Source organism: Halovivax cerinus, assembly GCF_024498195.1.
GTDB classification, from domain to species: domain Archaea; phylum Halobacteriota; class Halobacteria; order Halobacteriales; family Natrialbaceae; genus Halovivax; species Halovivax cerinus.
In genome coordinates this window covers 1,207,262-1,225,462 of sequence record NZ_CP101824.1, presented here as the reverse complement: position 1 = coordinate 1,225,462, position 18,201 = coordinate 1,207,262, and the positions used below count along the sequence as shown (strand labels likewise).

The following is an 18,201-nucleotide window of genomic DNA, read 5'->3' as shown; positions in this document are numbered from 1 at the left end:
ACCGCCGAAAGCGAGCGGGGAACGCAGTGACCCGCGAGCGGGGAGGTTCGGAGGCCGAAGGCCGAGAACCTCCGAAACCGAGCGGCGTAGCCGCGAGGTGAAACGAACTTTTGCTCTGCGGGCGCGGCTGCGCCGCGCCCTCGGCAAAATGTAGTACAAAAGCACTCCTCCTTCCCCGCCGACGTCGCTTCGCGACGTCTTTGGGTCAGTCGTCGGCCCGCTCTCTCGGCCTGCGGCCTCGTTCGCGGTGAGCAACATAGTTCTCCCGCGACCGCCACCCGGTCGGCGTTCAGAAACGCTCGGGTTCGCACTCGACGGCGCCGCGGGTGACGTCGTCGTAATCGAGGGGGTTCACTGTAGGCGACGGAATTGGGGTTTTAGTGGCCAGGCAGCCTACGACACCAGTCCAGTTTGTACACGGCAAAACGTGGGTTGACGAGTCCCGTGCTAGTAATCTGCCATCGCTGAAGGTTGGGAGTTTGACCTGGTGAACGCTCCCCCGATACGAGCACCGACTTCACCGACGAGGGCGGAGAGTGCGAATCCAAGCATCCCGACGCCGAGGGTGTAGAGTACCGTCGTGATGGTGCCGGCGGCTACGAACCACGCAGGGCCGGAGAGTCCGGACGTGGCAGTGAGGATCTGAGCCAGAATCCAGACGACCGGAACCGCGCCGATGAGCCCTGTCAAGGCCCCCGTTCCCTTACTGGAGCCGTACTCCCGCTTCGAGAGGAAGCCGACGATAATCCCGACGAAGAACACTGCTCCAAGAGACATTTTCGAATTGGACTCCGCATAGCTCAGTGCAACGACCGTTGCCGCCAGGACTCCGCCGGGTAGACTATACCTCCAGTTCAGTTCGATATCTGTTACAATTCCCATCACTTATATTATCTTATATCCTCGTTCCGTATACAGTAAGCCTTTCCGGTGAGAATCGAGATGGTACCCCACCAGCGTACACCGCTGGCACTACGCACCGACCGTACTGGAACACCGATACACAGGTTCGGCAACTGGATCGGTATCGGTGGCGCCGGAATACGACCAAGGAGGGCAGCGGATGTAATCCGATCAGTGCCTTCGGAAGGGAAGAGCTTAGAGAAGACGACGTGCCAGGGTATCCCATAGCGAAAGAGTTGTGAAATTATAACCCGAGGGCACGATATGAAACGAAGAATGTACCTCTCGACAGTGGTCGGTGGCGCGGGTCTTCTCTCTGGTTGTCTATCGCGTCTCCCGCTGGTTGGCTCTGACTTTCCGGACAGACCACTGCCCGACGTTCCAACCGGCTCGTGGCCCCAGTACGGAGCCAACGGGGCAAATTCGTTCGCCCCGGACGTCTCCGCGCCACCACGGGGTAACCTGGCGTGGACGTCGGAGGCCTTCACGCGCTGGCAGCCCGCGATTTCCGACGGGACAGTGTACACGACGAACTTCGACCCGAGTACTGACGGAAGCGCAATCGCACTCGATGCGCAAGACGGCACCGAGCAGTGGCGAACTACCCTCAATGCCGACGGGGAGAACGGAATCGTCGTCGTCGACGGTCGATGTATCGTCGCCTACGGCGCAGCAATCGTTGCGCTCGATTCCCAAACGGGCGAGCAAATCTGGACGGAGTCAATATATGAGTTCGAACAAATCGTCACCGACGAAGCTACCGGGACCGTACTTGTCGCTTCCGACGCCGGTATCGAGGCATTCGGAGCTACGAACGGTGAGAAACGCTGGGAAACCAACACTGTCCGTTCGGTCGTTCTAGCACCTGCTGTGTACGACGGACGCGTGTTTGCCACCGGGATGGTAGATGGAAAACCGTCTCTCGTTGCCTTCTCGCTAGAAGATGGAACTGACCGCTGGCAGCGTGAACTCACAGCCACGCCCAGATCCGCGGCACCCGTCGCGACCCAGACGGGTGTTTTCGTCTCCGATGACGAAACGCTCGCCGTCCACGACAGGGAAACCGGCGACCGGCTCCGCGAACTCTACACGTTCTCGTACAACGGGGGCAAATACGACATTGACGGGGTCGCTGCCGACAACGGTACCGTGTTCGTTACCAGCGAGTCCGGCGCCGTCGCACTCGATAACGAAACTGGCACGGAACGATGGCACCGCGACATTCCGTACCCCTCCCAAGGAGGGATCTGTGTTGGAAGTGAAATGGTCGTGATTCCAATCGGCAATCCCGAATTCGCACGTGATACGAAGACGATCAGTGCGTTCGATCGCGAATCGGGAGAACTGCAGTGGTACTACGGGTTCGATCCGGGCTTTCACAACAAGTTGTCGTCGCCACCTGTTATGGTCGACGGAGCTGTGTTCTTTACATCCACCCACATCGACGGACTCGGGGCGCTCGGCGATGTGCCCGAACTGGAGAGCTAGTACCGAGCACCGATCCCTCCATCCGAGGTCATCTCCCCAGCAGTACCACATCACTCCACCCACCTCCACGATCTCGCTCTCGGCGCACCCGTCGTCCGATCGAACACGCGTCGTCCGGGCCACTAGCTACTAATGCTGTGACGCACATTCCATACGGAGTTAGACCCCCATGGCAGACGCTGCGATCTATCGAGCGGTCTTCGAGGAACTGGACGAACCGATCGCGATACTCGATCCGAAGACGGGTCGGTACGAGCACGTCAATTCGCGCTACGCGGACCTGGTGCGAAGCGAGTCGACGCGGCTCGAAGGGGCGACGTTCGTCGAACACGTGGTGGACGACCTCGCACTCGATCGAGAGACGGTCGCTGCTGGTCTCGACGCGGCCCGGCGTGGCGACTCACGGACCATCGAGTGTGACCTGCAGGCAGGAAGTGACGACACTCGTCCGGCCGAGTTCGAACTGGCGCCGTTCGAGTCGAACGCGGTCGACTCGATTCGGGCGGCAGTACAGCTCCGACCAACACGGGCGTCTGCGGAAACAGCCGACGACGAGGCGACGCGACGCCTGGAGGTCGCGCTCGAAGGCACGGACACGGGCGTCTGGGAGTGGAATATGGAGACGGACGAGGTGATCTGGACCGACTCGATGGAGCGGCTGTTCGGGCTCGAACCGGGGACCTTCGAGGAGACGTTCGACGCCTTCGCGAAACGCGTTCATCCCGACGACCGCGAATCGGTCCAGGAGGCGATCGAACGGGCCGTCGAGCGCGACGATATCTTCCAGATCGAGTATCGAATTCAGCGCGACGACGGCGAGCAACGGTGGGTGTACGCCCGCGGCGAGGTCCACGACGACGGCCGGATCGTCGGCATCGTCACCGACATCACGACGCACAAAGAACAGGAAGCGGAACTGGAGCGCAAACGACAACAGTACCGCGAGCTCGTCGATCAGCTCCCTGAGGCCTACTACACCTTCGATAGTGACTGGACGATGACCTACTGTAACGAGGTACTCGCCGACCGGTTCGACACGTCCATCGAGGAGCTCCGTGGCCGATCCGTCTGGGAGGCGTTCCCCGACATCAGGGGAACCGACCTCGAGAAGACGTTCCGAACCGTCGCCGAGACGGGCGAGCCGGCATCGTGTGAGTACCACGTCGAGTCACAGGGCTTCTGGGTCGACGTTCAGGCGTACCCCTACGACGACGGCATCGCCGTCATCTCCGCGGACATCACCGAACAAAAGGAGAAGCTCTCGCTGGTGCTCGAGGCCCTCCCGCTCGTCTTTTACCAGATCGACGCGGACGGAACGTTCCTCGAATCCCGTGGCAAGGCCCTCGAGGAACTGGGGCTCGAGACGGACGAACTCGTCGGTGAGTCGGCGTTCGACGTCTACGCGGAGCAGCCAAACGTCGTCGCGGCGATCGAGCAAGCGCTCGACGGCGACGCCGTCTCACAAACGGTCGAGGTCGGGACCAACCACTTCCTGGCCGAATACAGACCGGTCGAGGAAGACGGCGTGGTGACGAGCGTCATCGGCGTCGCGATGGACGTGACGGAGCTCGAACGTCAGCGCGAGCAGATGGAGTTCTTCAACTCCATCCTGCGCCACGACGTCTTGAACGGGATGACGGTCATCAAAGCTCGCGGCGAAATTCTGGCCGAGGAACTCGACGGCGACCTGGGTCAGTACGCCCGGACGATCGTCGACTGGTGTACGACGACGACCGAGGTTACCCAGCGCGTCCAGCGCGTCGTCGAAACGCTCACCACCCCCGAAGACAGTCTCCAGTTCGACACGATCGACGTCTCCGCGATCCTCGATCGAAAGCTATCCGAGCTTGAGACCGCCCATCCCGGGATCGAGTTCGAACACGACGTCGCTCCGGGCATCGAGGCGCGGGCCGACGAGTTGCTCTCGGAGGTGCTCGGGAACATTCTGCTGAACGCGATCGAGCACACCGATACTGAGGACCTCACGATCGACGTGACGGCCGCAGTCGACGAGGACGTTCGTATCCGAATCGCCGACACCGGCGTCGGGATCGTCGACGAGCGCAAGGAGTCCGTGTTTCGCCGCGGCGAGACCTCACACGCCAAGGAGACGGGATCGGGCTTCGGGCTCTTCTTCGTCGACGTGATGGTCGACAAGTACGGTGGCGAGGTCTGGGTCGAAGACGCCGACACCGGCGGCGCCTGCTTCGTTCTGGAACTGCCGCGGGCGAGCGAGAGTACCAGTCGGCGGTCCGAAGGGGCGCAAGGATGATACACCCCACCACACAACGTGAGGTACTCCCATGACCGACACAGACCCCCCGGTCGTCGCCATCGTCGAGGACGAACCGGCCGTCGCGGAGAGTTACGAACTCTGGCTCGGAGACGATTACGAGATCGTCCGTGCCCACGACGGTGCCGAAGCGCTCGACGTGATCGACGAGTCGGTCGACGTCGTCCTCTTAGATCGCATGATGCCGGAACGCTCCGGCGAGGAAGTCTTACAGGAGATTCGAGCCCGTGGAATCGACTGTCGCGTGGCGATGGTCACCGCCGTCGAACCCGACTTCGACGTCGTCGAGATGGGCTTCGACGCCTACATCACCAAACCACCGGAGCGAAGCGATCTACTCGACACGGTGGAGACGCTCCTCGATCGAGCGTCCGTCGACGACGAGTTTCAGGAGTACCACTCCCTGATGGCGCGGCGGGGTGCCCTGGAGGCCGAAAAGTCCGAGGCGGAGCTGGCGGACAGCGAGGAGTATCAGGATCTACTCGACCGGATCGACGTCACACAGACGGCGGTCGACGACGGACTCGGAGATATGAGCTCCGAGATCGACTTCGTCAGCGCCGTTCGAGACCTCTCGGACGACGCGACCGCCCAACCGGAAGACGGAGACGGATCCGAGTGGGACGAGAACCAGGAGAATGTATGACTGACGGATACGATATCGGCGACATTCTGCCCGACGACACGATCGACGAACTCGGTCCCGGGACGAACGTCGCCGTCATCGGCTCGTCGCACTCCGGGAAGCGACAGGTCGCACTACAGCTGGTAGCGGCCGGGTACGAGGTCGACGAAGGCATCCTCTGCATCACGACGGACAGCGCACGCAGGGTGTTCGAGGACCTCGACCGACACGTCGGCTCGGTGAGCCGTGACCGCATCGGGGTCATCGACTGTTCCGGCACCGGCGGCGGGTCGATGGTCGAGGCCATGACGGAATCGGTCTCCTCCCCCGGCGATCTCACCGGGATCAGCATCGGAACGGCCAAACTGTTCAAACGGTTTCACAGCCGTGGTATCTCCGACATCCGATACGGGCTGGTCTCCATCTCGACGCTGTTGCAGTACGTCGATAAGTCGACCGTCTTCAGGTTCCTCCACGTGTTTACGAATCGGGTGAGCGAAACGGACGGCCTCGGGGTCTATACGCTCACTGACGACACGCACGACGAGACGACCGTCAACACGATCCGCGGACAGTTCGACGGCGTCGTCGAACTCAGAGAAACCGAGGACGGGACCCGGGAGTGTCGCGTGCGCGGTCTCGGTTCGGGATCGAGCGGCTGGAACGCGATCGAGTAGGCACCTGCGGTCGGAATCCGCCGTCCGAAGCGAGAGTTCGCCTCGCTGGCTCCGGGTCCGCTCTCCATCGTCTCCCCTTGTCCGGCTCACTCCGCCGTCGGCCCCGGTCCGAGGACGGTGTCCTCACCGAGGACGGCGTCGCCCATGGCGAACGCTCGCGGGCGGAGGACGCTGTTGACGCCGAGGAAGGTGTCGACGCCGAGCGTGAACTCGTCTTCGATGGGCATGACCTGGGGTGTGACGTGCGCCGGCGTCTCCGTCTCGACGATGTGTTCGACCGCCTCGCGCTCGCCGTCCGACGCGAACGGACCGCAACACAGCGCGAACGACCGTCGACCCGGGAGCAGTGACGCGAACTCGGCGCGGGCCGCCTCGGTCTCGATGGGGTCGAGGTCGCCAGGTTCCAGAAAGAACAGCCGTCGGTCGACGTCGGCGGTATCCGACTCGCCGTCGGATCCGGCTGTCGCGTGCGAGAGGTACAGTTCGAGGATCGCACGGAGCCCGGCTTTCGTCCCGCGTTTCCGGTAGAGTTCGGGAGCACGTGCGAGGAACTCGCGCCGGGCGCTCTCCGGCCACGACCGGTACTCGTCGGCGGCAAGCCAGGTTTCGAGCCACTCGAGCGACTCGCTCGGCACGCCAGCGGGATCGACGTACCGCGAGACGTCCTCGATCTCGGTCTCGATGTCGACGAACGAGGTCTCGAAGACCGAGAGGAAGCGCTCGAGAAACGCCGTCGACCGGTCGTCGGCCTGGTAGACCTCGGGCAGGTACCGGAGGTAGGTCCGGCGTGGGCAGTACGCCGTCACGCCGTCGATTCGGGGCGCGGCCGTCGGCGTGCCAACGAGTTCGACGGCGACGTACAGGTACCGTCCCGTCGCGTCACGTAACAGCGTATCCGTGGGATCGACCGCCTCGACGAGCGTCCAGTGGTCGTCGGCGTGATCGGCGAGCGTCTCCCCCGCCGCCTCACACCACGTGCGAATCGTCGTCGTGTCGTACCGGTCGGTCCTCGCGGCCAGCGCCGCGGGATCGGCCGTCGCCAGGTCCCACAGCGACTCGACCCCGCTCTCCCGGAGGGCGTCGATCGCCCCCCGCTCCAGTCCCCCTGTCCCGATCTCGCCGGTCTCGAACGAGCCGATCGAGGGATCGTCCATCGCGGCGTAGCGAAGCCGGACCTGTGTACTCGCCGTGGACCGAGCGATGTCGAGCACGAGTCGATGCCACTCGACGGCATCGCGGCCCGCGTCGAACCGGTGAATCGCGACGCCGACGTGGCGATCCCGCTTCGGGTGGCGGGCGTACTCGCTCACCTCCCGAAGGGCGTAGCTCGTCCGGTCGTCGCCACAGAGCGCGTAGAAGACCCGACGGGCACGGTCGTCGGTCGGTCGGCCGACGAGGTCGACGCACTGGTGGTCGAGACCGTGACGGAGCGAGAACGACGACCCGTCCCACTCGAAGAGTCCGTGGCCCGATCCGTCGTCGAACGTTCCGGCCACGACGAGCGTCTCCGACGGGACGGCGACCGCCGTCGGTGTGAACGACCCCACCGGCGTGGTGAAGTGCTCGGCCGAGAGCGGGTAGGGACCGTCGCGACGCTCCTCGTCGCCTCTGAACGCTCGAATCGTCACACCCTCGCTCGTCTCGTCGAGCACGTAGATCCGGCCGGCCCGAACCGCGAGGTCGATCGGGGACTGGAACCACCAGTCGACGGTCGGGGGCTCCTCGTCACCGACGGTAACCAGCCGGTCGTCACCGTCCAGGACGTACAGGACCCCGTCGACGAACTCGAGTGTGCGTGGATCGGTCGCTTCGCACGGTAACTGGCCGAGTTCGCGCCCCAGCCGCGGCGACATGGTGACGATCGATCCGTCACTCGCGTCGGCGATGTAGACGCGGTCGTCGCTCGCACACGCCGCACACGGCCGTTCGAGCGAGCTCTCCGACTCGTCGAGCAGCCGCTGGTGCAGGTCTGTCGCCGGATCGTACCGGTACAATGCCCCCGACTCGGAGACGGTGTAGAGGACGCCCGTGGGGTCGACTGCGTGGTCGACGACGGAGACGCCGAGGTCCGACTCACGGATCGACGTCGTCCGCTCTAGGGACAGTCCGCCGTCGACGATCGCGACGTTCCGTCGCACCCACTCGCGCCAGTCCGCCTCGCTCGTCGCCGTCGAGTACGAAAACTCCATCTCAGGACACCCCGTTCGATCCGCGCAGGTCGACTCGCACCGAGTCGACGGCGAACAGCGCCGCGTCGTCGATCGCGACGGTCTCCTCGTCTACCATCGTCCCGCCGTGAGCGGTGATCGAGAGGTCGGTGATCCGGTCGATCGCCTCCAGATCGGCGAGGCGATCGGCGAGCCGAGCGCCAGACAGCGTCTTGCCGAACGGCCAGCCGTCACCCGCACCGCCCGAGAGCGGGTGAACGGCCGATTCGACCGCGTCCGCGACCGCCGTCTCGTGGGTCCGCGGCGAAAAGCCCGGTCGCGTCCGGCCGGCCACCGACACCTCGAGTCCGACGTAGCGCGGCCCGCGAACCGTCACGCGATCGGTCAGGAGCGTCCGCTCGTCTACGTGCGACTGGACGGCCCGGAGGAAGCCCTCGCTCGGTTCCGGCCGCCCCACGTCCGCTGGCGCGAACGGTACCACGACGACGGGGATCGGATCGTCGACGAGTACCGTCGTTCGAGCGACGCGAACGCCGGGGGTCCGCCCGGCGATCGAGCTGAAATCCTCGGCCGTCACCGCACGGTAGGGGCGTCTGAGATCGCGCCGCGCACGACGCAACGCGGCCTCGATCGACTCCGAATCGGCCCCGCCCGACGCCCCGTCGAGCGGGGTGACGACGTCGTCGGCCCCCGCGAGAGTCGATACCGACGAGTGAGACGTGTCCGGGTCGACGAACCGCCAGACCGCACTCGGCGAGACGGTGCCCGCCTCGCCACCCCCGTGGACGTACGACGCGACGACTGTCGCGTCGGCCGGCGGCACGCGCCCAGCACGGCCGTCGCCGAACGTCACCCGACCGCGCTCTCGGTCGAGAACGTAGTGTGGGTCGTCGGGCCCCGACGCGTCGAAATCCGGCACCTCGGTGAACCGCTCACCGTCGACGCGGACCGTCGCAGAGAACAGGTTCTCCGCCCCGAACGCGTAGGTCTGTCCGTCGAGGCCGAGCGTCTCCTCGGTCCCACCGGAACCGGGAACCGTCACCGGCCGAAGCGTTTCGTCGACGACGTGGGCCCGGTGACTGGCACTGACGACGTTTGTTCGGACCGCGTCGACCTGCGGCGGGAACTCGTACCCGGGCGTCTCGACGCGACACCGAATCCAGGCCCGTGGGTCCGTCCCGGTGACGCTCGACCCCTGAACCGTCGCCGGTTCGGGCGTCTCACGTCGGGCGAGTTCGATCACGCCCCCACCGTACAGCGCCCCGGTCTCGTCTCGTGTCACCGTGAGTGACTCCCAGTACTCCGCCTCGGGGGCCAGATAGGCCCAGGAGAGCGCGACCGAGGGCGAAAACTGCGACCCCGTCGCGAGGGAGGCACCAGGTTCGGGATCGGGGAGGTCGTCGTCGTGATAGTCGACGCCGAGCGTGAGGACGGGCGCGTCCGCGAAGGGATCGCCGTCGAAACCGAGAGACAGGCAGGCACCGTCGCCGGCCTCGTCGCCGAGCGGGCGATAGAACATCCCGCTCGTTCGGTTCGCCTCGGTGTGTTCCGTCTCGCCCGTTGCGTCGACCGTGACGACGTGATCGACGGTCGCGCCCGTGAGCACGACGTCGTGGTCGGTTTCGAAACGGAACGTCTCCTCGGCGCCGTCGGTTACCGACAACGGCGTCTCTGCGGGAATCCGCGTCCCGATGGCATCGTCTGGTGGATCGATAGAGAGCGGCGCGGTGGCAGCCGTCTGGAGCCGGCGGTCGTGGCCGAGCAGTCGAAGGTACTTCTCGCGGTGAGCGTCGGTCACCTGATCGAGCTGGTAACTGTGCGTCTCCGTGAGCCAGGCGAGCACCTCGAGAATCGTGATACCCGGGTCGTGCGGATTGAAGTCCGTCCAGTCCGCCTCGTAGGCGGGGATCAACGTCTTCGCTCTATCGAGCAGTTCCTCGTACGTGCGATCGTCGAGGGTCGGAACGTCGAGCCCCATCAGTCGACCACCCCCATCGAGCCGTCCGGCGGCTCCCGACCGATCGACCCGATCCAGGTCCACACGAGTCCGTACGGGACCGGCGACGGTGCGAGCGGCTCGCAACCGTCGCGCTCGCCTCGGCACCGATCGAGCTGGACGGCAGTCATGGATCTCCCTCCACGGTGACGGTCAGGTCGTGGGCGCCGCTACACGGAAGCGTATCCCGCGGCAACGACGGCCCGTCGTCGTGATGCGAGAGCTGTCGGCGGGTGCCCGGTCCGGAGAGCGCGACGTCGAACGCGAGGACGTCCGCGACCGCTTCGACGTCGGCTACGATCTCCGCGAGCGACGCGGCGTCGGGGAGTTCACCGAACGCCCAGCCGGTTCCATCGTCACCCGAAAGCGGGTGGAGATAGTCGTCGAGGCGTGCCTCGACCGTTCGCTTCAGCTGTGAGACGCTCTTTACGGCCGTGGCCCGGACTGTGGCCTCGACCGAGAGTTCGCAGTAGTTCGGGCCCCGAACGACGATGTCGGCCGCCTCGTCGGCGACGAGGGAGGCCGGTGCTCGCTCGCAGAGGACGTCTCGCACCCGGTGTTTCAACGCCATCGACGGGACGGGTTTCTCGCGCTCGGTCTGGGGGACGATCAGCACCGTCACGCGAGGCTCACCCGCCCGGCGGTCCAGCGACGGGTCGCACGCGACCACCGCGAGTTCCGGAAACGCCGCCGTCGCCACCTGTTCGTAATCGCGGGGTGTGACGGCACGCCCCCGGTGTTTGAGCCGGTTAGTCGCCCGATCGACGAGCGAGTCGGTCGACTCCGTGTCCGCGCCACCGTCGGCAGGCATCGGGTTCGTGACGGACTCGACGAGGGCGATCGCGCTGTTGAGCGTCGTAATGGTCCCGGCGTCGACGATCCCGTCTCGACCGCCACCGGTCGTAAACGTCGCCCTGACGTTGTCCGTCCCGGCCGGCGGGATCGCACCCGCGTCGCCGTCACCGAACTGGACGACGCCGAGGGTGCGGTTCGACACGTAGTGACGGTCCATCGGACCAGAGGCGAGAAAGTCGGAAACTGACTCCCAGCGCACCCAGAACGCGGTGCACTCGCCGCGCGCGTCGTACTCGGGATCGACGTCCTCCGGGCGCGTCTGGCGCAACCGACGACGCTCGCCCGCCGAGAGCGCCGAGTGCTCGTCCACCCACACCTCGACGTCGATGAGGGGTGCGTGCGAACAGCCGAACGACTGTTCGTGCGAGCCGTCGCTCGATCCCAGAATCTCGTTTTCGATCGTCGTCGTGTTGTACGCCCACTGCGTGTTGAGGTGCAGTCCGTCGAGCACCGGCGGTGGAGCCGTTCGCGCCGTCGTCGACGTCGCTGCACCGGGATCCATCGACGCCGCCGGGACACCCTCCGAGGGCTCCGAATCGGACGGCAGTGGCGCCGAATCGATCGCCGACGGCGCCGGGTCCGCCCCCGACGCCGATCCGGTGGCACCGTCACGGGACCCCGACGAATCGTCACCGTCGAACACCAGCGACCCGGCCTCGGCCGCCGTCGAGGCGTCCGGACGATCGAACTCGTCTTTCGTGAGGCGGGCCCGGATCCAGTGGCGTTCACGGCCAAACCGAGGCATCGACCGCGTCGGCGTCGGCAGCGTGAACGTGACGATCCCGCGCTCGGTCAGTCCGGCCGTCCGGTCGGAGACGTCGAGCGACTCCCACTCGTCGGCCGCAGGGTCGGTGCAATACTCCCACTGGACGCCCGTGTCGAACGTCGGCGGGTACGTCGCGTCTTCGATGGGAACGAACAGCGTCAGCGGGCCGTCTCGGACGGTGTCGTCGAACCCGAAGTAGACCGTCTGCGTCTCGTCGGACAGATCGCAGAATGCGGGATACGAACCGGGTCGGTCCGCGAGGTCGTCGCTGTAGGCAGCGTTGTCGTGTCGGCGAACCGTCTCGAACGGGTGCTCGCCGCGATCGTAGTGAATCGTCAGTTCGTCGAAAACCGGTTCGTCCGGTTCCGAGACGGGCTGACCGCGTGCCCCGTCGTCGGTCACGGAGAACTGCGGGCGCCCGTACGAACCGCTGACGAGTCGACACCGAACCCAGACGTTCTCGTGCCCGGAGACGGTCGTCGGTTCGAGGTCGTCGGGGACGGTGAAACTGACACGTCCCCCGGTCGTCAGCGCCGCCGTCTCGTCCTCGACGGACGCGAGACGCGTCCAGCCCTCGCCGTTCCAGTACTCCCAGGAGAGGTGCGGCGGACCGCCGACGACGGCCGTCTGCTGTGTCCGTGATTCCTCGTCGGTGGACTCGTTCGACGCCGTCGCGTCCTCCTGCGTCGTATCCGGCGTGACGAACTCGAGATCGACGATACCGCCCGGTTTCGTAAACGCCTCCTCGCAAGAGACGTAGAACGTGGCCGGCGGATGTGGCATCCGACCGAACGGCCGGATCGGCTCCGACGGGGAGAGCGGCACGTCGTTCGCCAGCAACTGGTCGGGTTCGTGTCCCTCGGCGCTACCGACGTGGATCTCGATCGAGCGGATCGTCGCCGACACCGACCGGCACGACGGACGACGCCGGCATCGAATCCACCGGCTCGTCGTACCGTCGACCGCGTGTTCGACGGTCGGCCCCGGAAGCGTAAACGCCCTCGCGCTCCGTCGGCCGTCGGCAGTCGCCGGATCGTTCGTCGTCGACCGCGACTGCAACCGCTCCTGGAGCTGTTCGACGCCGACGTCTTCGTCCGGGCGATCCCCCTCGGTCGATTCGTCGAGCAGGTGCCAGCCCGCAGACCCGTCAGGACCGATCCCGTAGTACTCCCACTCGACGGCGTCGAACACGCGATCGGCGTCGCCCGAGACGGTGAGTGCGATCGAGAACGACGACCCGGCGTCGAGGGTGAGCGCGTCGGCGCTACCCAGGTAGAGCGCGTGATCCTGCCGGTCGTCGCCGGCGAAGAGCCTGACCGGCCCGTCACCTGCGGGCAGGTCGTCGTGGAAGACGATGCGATCCGCAGACGGATCGACGGTGACGACGTCGGTGATCCTGGCTCCGGTCGCCTCGAAGCCGCCGTCCTGCGGAAGTTCGAACAACTGTGGAGACCCTGGTTCCGTCTCCGCGACCGCCTGCGTCCCAGCGGGTATCGCCACGTTTCGATCGAGATCGGTCGACACCTGAAACGAGAGCGGGGCGGTCGCCGCCTGCGGCGGCCGCCGATCGAAGTCCAGCGCGTCGAGGAACGCGAGTCGGTGTTTCGCCGGCAGCTCTGCCAGGCGCGTCCGTAGGTCGGCCTCGAATCCCGAGAAGATTCGTACGAGGGCGCGGCCCGCGTCCGGCGTCTGTGGATCCCACCCCTCGGTGTAGGCGTCGGCGCGCTCGATCAGTTCTTCGAACACCGCCTCCTGATCACGATCTCCCAACTGTGGTGGCCCGCTCACGCCAGCTCACCCGTCACCCTCGGTGATGTGGAACGGATACACCATATTCGCGAGGCTGTTCGTCGACCGGACCCGGTACTCGATCTCGATCAGGACGCGATTCGGTTCCTCGTCGTCGGTCCGTGCCGTAACGGATTCGACGTCGATCCGGGGTTCCCACCGGACCAGCGACTCGCGAACCCCGTTCTCGATCAGGTTCAGCGTCGCCGGTGACGCCGACGAGTAGACGTGGTCGTGAATGTCACAGCCGAACTCCGGACGCATGAGGCGTTCACCCTTCGCCGTCCCCAGGATGATGCGAATCGCCTCTCGTATGTCGTCGTCGCCCGACGAGAGGGCGAGGTCACCGCGGTGGTCGGGGCGAACCGGATACTGCCAGCCGGAACCCAGGAATTCCTCAGCCATGGTCAGCCGATGAGTACGCTCGGACAGCCCGCTGCGATCGTGTTCGGCGGCCCGCTCTCGACGATCGTATCACCCATCCTGGCGGCGGGGAGTTTGTTGATCAGGACGGACGTACTCCCCGCGACGACGGGTCCACCCACGTGGGGGACGACACCCGTCGTCAGCGGACAGGTGTGGACGTCGCCAAGCGCGCGCCACGCGGGCTTTTTGCCGATCAGGACGTTCGGACTGGCGGTACCGGTCAGTGGCGTTCCGTGTGCGGTCTGATCGCCGAGTCTGGCTGCTGGTTTCATTGATATCTCCTCAGTTGAGTTGGATCAGGGCCCCTTTGAGCGTCATCGGACCCGTGGAATCGATCTTCATCAGGCCGGACGACGAGATCGCGACCTGCGCGTTACTCGAGAGCGAGACCTTGTTCTTGCTCGAGACGTCGACGGCGGTGCCGCCGGAGAGTTTGAGCTTCTTCGTTCCGTCGACCGTGATCGTGGGCGCTTTCAGGTCGAGTTCCTTCGCCGCCTCGATGGAGACACTACCGCCAGACGAATCGAGCGTGATGGCGTTGTCACCCGTCTCGTCGCTGATCGAAACCGTCTCCGACCCGCTCGAATCGTCGATACGGATTTCGTGGCCACCGCTCGTCTCGATCGTGATCGAGCCCTCGTCGGCGTCGTCGAAGGTGATGGCGTGGTCGCTCCGTGAGCGAATCTCGCGGATCTCGTTTTTCCCCTCGGTGTTCGTCTGCGGGGGTTTCTGCGTTCCGTTCCAGAGCGAGCCGACCACGAACGGCGTGTGGATGTCACCGTTCTCGAACGCGACGAGCACCTCGTCGTCGACGTCGGGGAGGAAGTACGACCCGTAGCCGTCCCCGGTCATCGTCGTCGCGACACGCGCCCAGTAACTCTCGTCGTCGGCGTCGCGCCAGGGGAAACGGAGTTTGACCCGCCCGAGGTCCTTCGGATCCTCGTTGTCGGTGACGATGCCGACGACGACGCCCTGGATTCCGCCGTCGGAGGTCTCCCCGTCGAAGACACCGGAGTGGCTCACGACGGCACCTCCGCGGCTTCGAACGTCGTCCGATAGCCAGACGCCCCCATGCGGTGGGTGGCCTTCGTCACGTGATACCGCCCCGAGAATCGCGATCCGAGTTCTGCCAACTCGATGGTCTCTCCGGCCCGTATTTCGGGAATCCCGTCCGCCTCGCCGTGGCCGCTGATGATTCCGTCCGAGTACTGTCCGTGCTTCGTCTCCGCGATACGTTTGGCTTCGTCGCGTGACATGGCTGGAACTCTGAACACCGCTTTGTTCGCCGCGCTCGCACTGCCCGCCGTGGCCGTGATCTCCTCGCGCTTCCCGACGTCCCACGCACGCACTTCGACCTGGTACTCCTGTTTCTGCTGAGTACACTCACCGAAGAAGTCGTGCAGGGCCTCGCCGTACCAGAGTTCGACGGCCGGTTTCTCGTCGACGGCCGTGGATCTCGGAACGAACCGGACCGTCTCACGCGTCGCGTAGAACTCGAAGCCGTAGGTCCGCGCCAGGTCCTGGACGAACCGGTAGTCGGTCGTCCCGTCCTGGATGAGTTTCTCGCGCTTGATGTCGGCGCGTTCGACCTCGACCGAGGAGAACGCGTACGACGAGAGAACGTCCTCGACGGCATCACCGATCGTCGTCTCCGACCACGAGTCCGACCGGGTCCCCTGCATCGTCTCCCAGAGGAGACCGTACCCGGCCACCTGCACGGAGGGGCCGCGGTCGACCGTGAACTCCCCCGAGATCGACTGGATCTTACCCGACAGGAGCGACGTGAGTTGCCCGTCGTTTCCGTACCCCATCGAGATGTCGACGTCCGTCCCGATCTCGAAATCGTCCCACGAGAGGCCCGCGAACTCGTCTAGCTCCTCGTCGAACGGGTAGTTGAGGGTAAACGAGAAGCGATCGGCTCCTTCGAACGAGGTCTCGACGACGAGATCGGCGATCCGTCCGCCCGGCTCCTGGAACCGCTGACCGCCGACCTCGACGGTGAAGCGGGGCGAATACCGCGGGTGGTTATCTATCGTACTCATGGTCGGATGGGTTACAGTGGCGGCAGTTCGAGTCGCTCACCCGCCTCTATCGCCCGCGGGTTCGCGATGTCGTTCTTCGCGGCGATCGTCCGCCAGTGGGAGGGATCGCCGTACTCCTCAGAGGCGATCAGCCAGAGCGTATCGCCCTCGGTCACCGTCCAGACTTTCGTCTTGTCCGTCGACTCGGGCGAGACCTCCGACTTGTGATAATCGGCCGTCTTGTACTCCGTGAAGACGACGGACACGCGTGCTCGGATCGGGACACCGCTCGGTAAGAACTTCGTGAACTGCTTGTTCGCCCGCTCTAGCAGCGCCGTAAACGAGATGCCGTCACCCCAGACGAACCGACAGACCGGCGGTGCGTGGAGCTCACCGTCGACCGACAGCAGCGTGTCGATGTGTTTCGTGTAGCGCTCGCGGACGTCCACCGTCGCACCGTCCTCGTCCAGGTCGTCCGTCGTGTCGAAGAACAACTCCATCGACAGGCGCTCTGCGTTCCCGTCGACGAACTGCATGATCGACGCGCCCGATCCTGTCGCCTTCATCTCGCCGTAGTTGACGCTCTTTTCGACCGTGTAGGAGTTCGGGTTGAACGAGCACTCGATCGACTCTCCCTGTTGCTTCCCGTTTACGATCATCAACTGCGCCTTCTCTAACGTACCACTTCGTGCCATCTACAGTCCCCTCCGTTCGCGTTCGATCCGGCGCTTTCGCTCGAGTTTTTTGTACAGTCGCTCCACCACCCGATCGACGTCCGCATCGAACGGGGTGGACTCGTCGATCGGTTCGACACCGCCACCACGTCGCGATGGCGTGTGTCGCCGCCAGTCCGATTCCCCGCCCGCCGTTTCCGGGAGGCGCGAACCAGACTCGTCGACCCTCGGCGCTCCCGGAGGCGTGGTCTGGGCCGACGGTCGGTCCGGCAGATCCTCGGCCGGCGACCGAGCCGTTTCGGACCGCCCAGCGGGTCGCCGTTCCGATCCAACCGTGGCCCGACGGCCGTCGCTGTTCGTCGCTCTCGCGTCTTGATCGGCAGTCGCTGCGCCGGTCCGTGATGGAGCCAATCGCCGGTCGTGGTGGCTCACGTCTGTCCGATCCGGGTGCGTGGATGCAGCTGGTGCCGATACGCCAGGAGCGACATCGTCACCAACGGTCCTCCCGGCTGTCTGTGTCGCAGCGTTTCGATCCGGCGACGCGGCCGACGTCGGAGCGTCTGCCGACGACTGCCGATAGACGAGTGTCGGACCGCGGGACGCCGATTCCATATTGCTCACTGACACGCCGTTAGATATTCGTTCTCGGTCTGTTATTTTATAGTTATCTGTTTTCGGTGTCGACAGGAACGGTGGGCGCTCTCGCTCCGGCTCCGTCGATGCCCCGACGTCCGTGTCGAACGGCGACTCGGGTCCAGAATCTCCTTCGGGTGGCGACAGTGTCGACGCCGAACGAACGCGCCCCGTTGGATCAGGCCGGGTGCTCACCGTCGATTGTCGGTCGGCGGCGCCAGCACCCCGAGAAGAGGGGACGGCATCGTGACGAATACCGTCGGGATCGTCGACCGCCGAATCGACCGGCGAAACCGGTCCACTGGGTTCGGACAGCCCGGAACCGCCACCGCCGGTGACGCCGCCCGAACCCGAGTCGGTACGCAGCCTCGTCCGATTCGCGGTGGCACCCGGGGACGGGGACCTCACACCGTCGATGCCGCCGATCGCTCCAGGATCTTGATGGTGGGCGATTCGTGTGATATCCCGTCGTAACCGACCGAGGACCGTCGGTTCCGGACGCGTCCCGCGACGTGACCGGCCGGGTATCGTATCGAATTCGCCTGTGCGAACGGCGGACGCAGTGACGCTAGCGACCCCTGTGTCACTGGTACGCGGGTCGTCAGACTCGACGGTCGGTGACCGCGAGTTGGGCGTCGTCGAGCTGGAACTGGCGTCCGTCGAGGATCTGTCCCGTTCCTCGCGCCGACCCAACCGCTCGTCGGGTGGAGCCACCGACCGAGCGCCGACCGGCCCGGTGACGGACTGCCCAGCCGATCGCATCCCGCCGACATCGTCGACGGACGACACGTCGACCGTGCGTCGTCCGTCGTGCCGTCGCCGACCAGCCGGACGATGGTGAGCCGCCGCGACGTCGTTCGTACTCGCGCGTGCGGCGTCCGTCTCCGA

General features: G+C 65.4%; 14 protein-coding genes. 4 read left to right on the top strand and 10 right to left on the bottom strand.

The window, feature by feature from the left end:
* Positions 1 to 447: 447 nt before the first annotated feature.
* A complete protein-coding gene (locus NO366_RS05695) occupies positions 448 to 882 on the bottom strand; it encodes a DUF5518 domain-containing protein (protein WP_256533364.1) in 435 nt (144 codons plus the stop codon).
* 285 nt (positions 883 to 1,167) lie between these two features.
* Here NO366_RS05695 and NO366_RS05690 point away from each other — a divergent pair, with 285 nt between their 5' ends.
* From NO366_RS05690 to NO366_RS05675, 4 genes are all read left to right on the top strand, one after another.
* Positions 1,168 to 2,391, top strand: coding sequence for an outer membrane protein assembly factor BamB family protein (locus NO366_RS05690; RefSeq protein ID WP_256533363.1), 1,224 nt, complete (start codon positions 1,168 to 1,170; stop codon positions 2,389 to 2,391).
* 169 nt (positions 2,392 to 2,560) lie between these two features.
* Positions 2,561 to 4,663 (top strand): PAS domain-containing protein, encoded by a 2,103-nt coding sequence (locus NO366_RS05685; RefSeq protein ID WP_256533362.1) that lies wholly within the window; start codon positions 2,561 to 2,563, stop codon positions 4,661 to 4,663.
* Between the two features lie 31 nt (positions 4,664 to 4,694).
* Positions 4,695 to 5,330, top strand: coding sequence for a HalX domain-containing protein (locus NO366_RS05680; protein WP_256533361.1), 636 nt, complete (start codon positions 4,695 to 4,697; stop codon positions 5,328 to 5,330).
* Positions 5,327 to 5,986 carry an RAD55 family ATPase gene (locus NO366_RS05675; protein WP_256533360.1) on the top strand — a complete coding sequence of 220 codons (660 nt, stop codon included), beginning with the start codon at positions 5,327 to 5,329 and terminating at the stop codon, positions 5,984 to 5,986. The genes NO366_RS05680 and NO366_RS05675 overlap by 4 nt, the downstream gene beginning before the upstream one ends.
* Positions 5,987 to 6,072: 86 nt before the next feature.
* Here NO366_RS05675 and cis12 read toward each other — a convergent pair whose 3' ends face one another.
* The 9 genes from cis12 to NO366_RS05630 are packed head-to-tail and all read right to left on the bottom strand — an operon-like array spanning position 6,073 to position 16,701.
* A complete protein-coding gene (gene cis12, locus NO366_RS05670; protein WP_256533359.1) occupies positions 6,073 to 8,175 on the bottom strand; it encodes a CIS12 family contractile injection system protein in 2,103 nt (700 codons plus the stop codon).
* 1 nt (position 8,176) lies between these two features.
* Positions 8,177 to 10,132 carry a baseplate J/gp47 family protein gene (locus tag NO366_RS05665; protein ID WP_256533358.1) on the bottom strand — a complete coding sequence of 652 codons (1,956 nt, stop codon included), beginning with the start codon at positions 10,130 to 10,132 and terminating at the stop codon, positions 8,177 to 8,179.
* The gene (locus tag NO366_RS05660) at positions 10,132 to 10,281 is read right to left on the bottom strand and encodes a hypothetical protein (protein ID WP_256533357.1); all 150 of its coding nucleotides are present in this window, start codon (positions 10,279 to 10,281) and stop codon (positions 10,132 to 10,134) included. Before NO366_RS05660 ends, NO366_RS05665 begins: the two co-directional genes overlap by 1 nt.
* Positions 10,278 to 13,559 (bottom strand): baseplate J/gp47 family protein, encoded by a 3,282-nt coding sequence (locus NO366_RS05655; protein WP_256533356.1) that lies wholly within the window; start codon positions 13,557 to 13,559, stop codon positions 10,278 to 10,280. Before NO366_RS05655 ends, NO366_RS05660 begins: the two co-directional genes overlap by 4 nt.
* A gap of 6 nt (positions 13,560 to 13,565) precedes the next feature.
* Entirely contained in the window at positions 13,566 to 13,964 is a 399-nt protein-coding gene (locus NO366_RS05650) for a GPW/gp25 family protein (RefSeq protein WP_256533355.1), read from the bottom strand.
* Positions 13,965 to 13,966: 2 nt separating this feature from the next.
* Positions 13,967 to 14,257 carry a PAAR domain-containing protein gene (locus NO366_RS05645; protein WP_007701622.1) on the bottom strand — a complete coding sequence of 97 codons (291 nt, stop codon included), beginning with the start codon at positions 14,255 to 14,257 and terminating at the stop codon, positions 13,967 to 13,969.
* 10 nt (positions 14,258 to 14,267) lie between these two features.
* Positions 14,268 to 15,008, bottom strand: coding sequence for a phage baseplate assembly protein V (locus NO366_RS05640; RefSeq protein WP_256533354.1), 741 nt, complete (start codon positions 15,006 to 15,008; stop codon positions 14,268 to 14,270).
* Complete coding sequence (locus tag NO366_RS05635; protein ID WP_256533353.1) at positions 15,005 to 16,027, bottom strand: phage late control D family protein; 1,023 nt, start codon at positions 16,025 to 16,027, stop codon at positions 15,005 to 15,007. The genes NO366_RS05640 and NO366_RS05635 overlap by 4 nt, the downstream gene beginning before the upstream one ends.
* Before the next feature lie 11 nt (positions 16,028 to 16,038).
* Positions 16,039 to 16,701, bottom strand: coding sequence for a CIS tube protein (locus tag NO366_RS05630; protein ID WP_256533352.1), 663 nt, complete (start codon positions 16,699 to 16,701; stop codon positions 16,039 to 16,041).
* Positions 16,702 to 18,201: the final 1,500 nt, after the last annotated feature.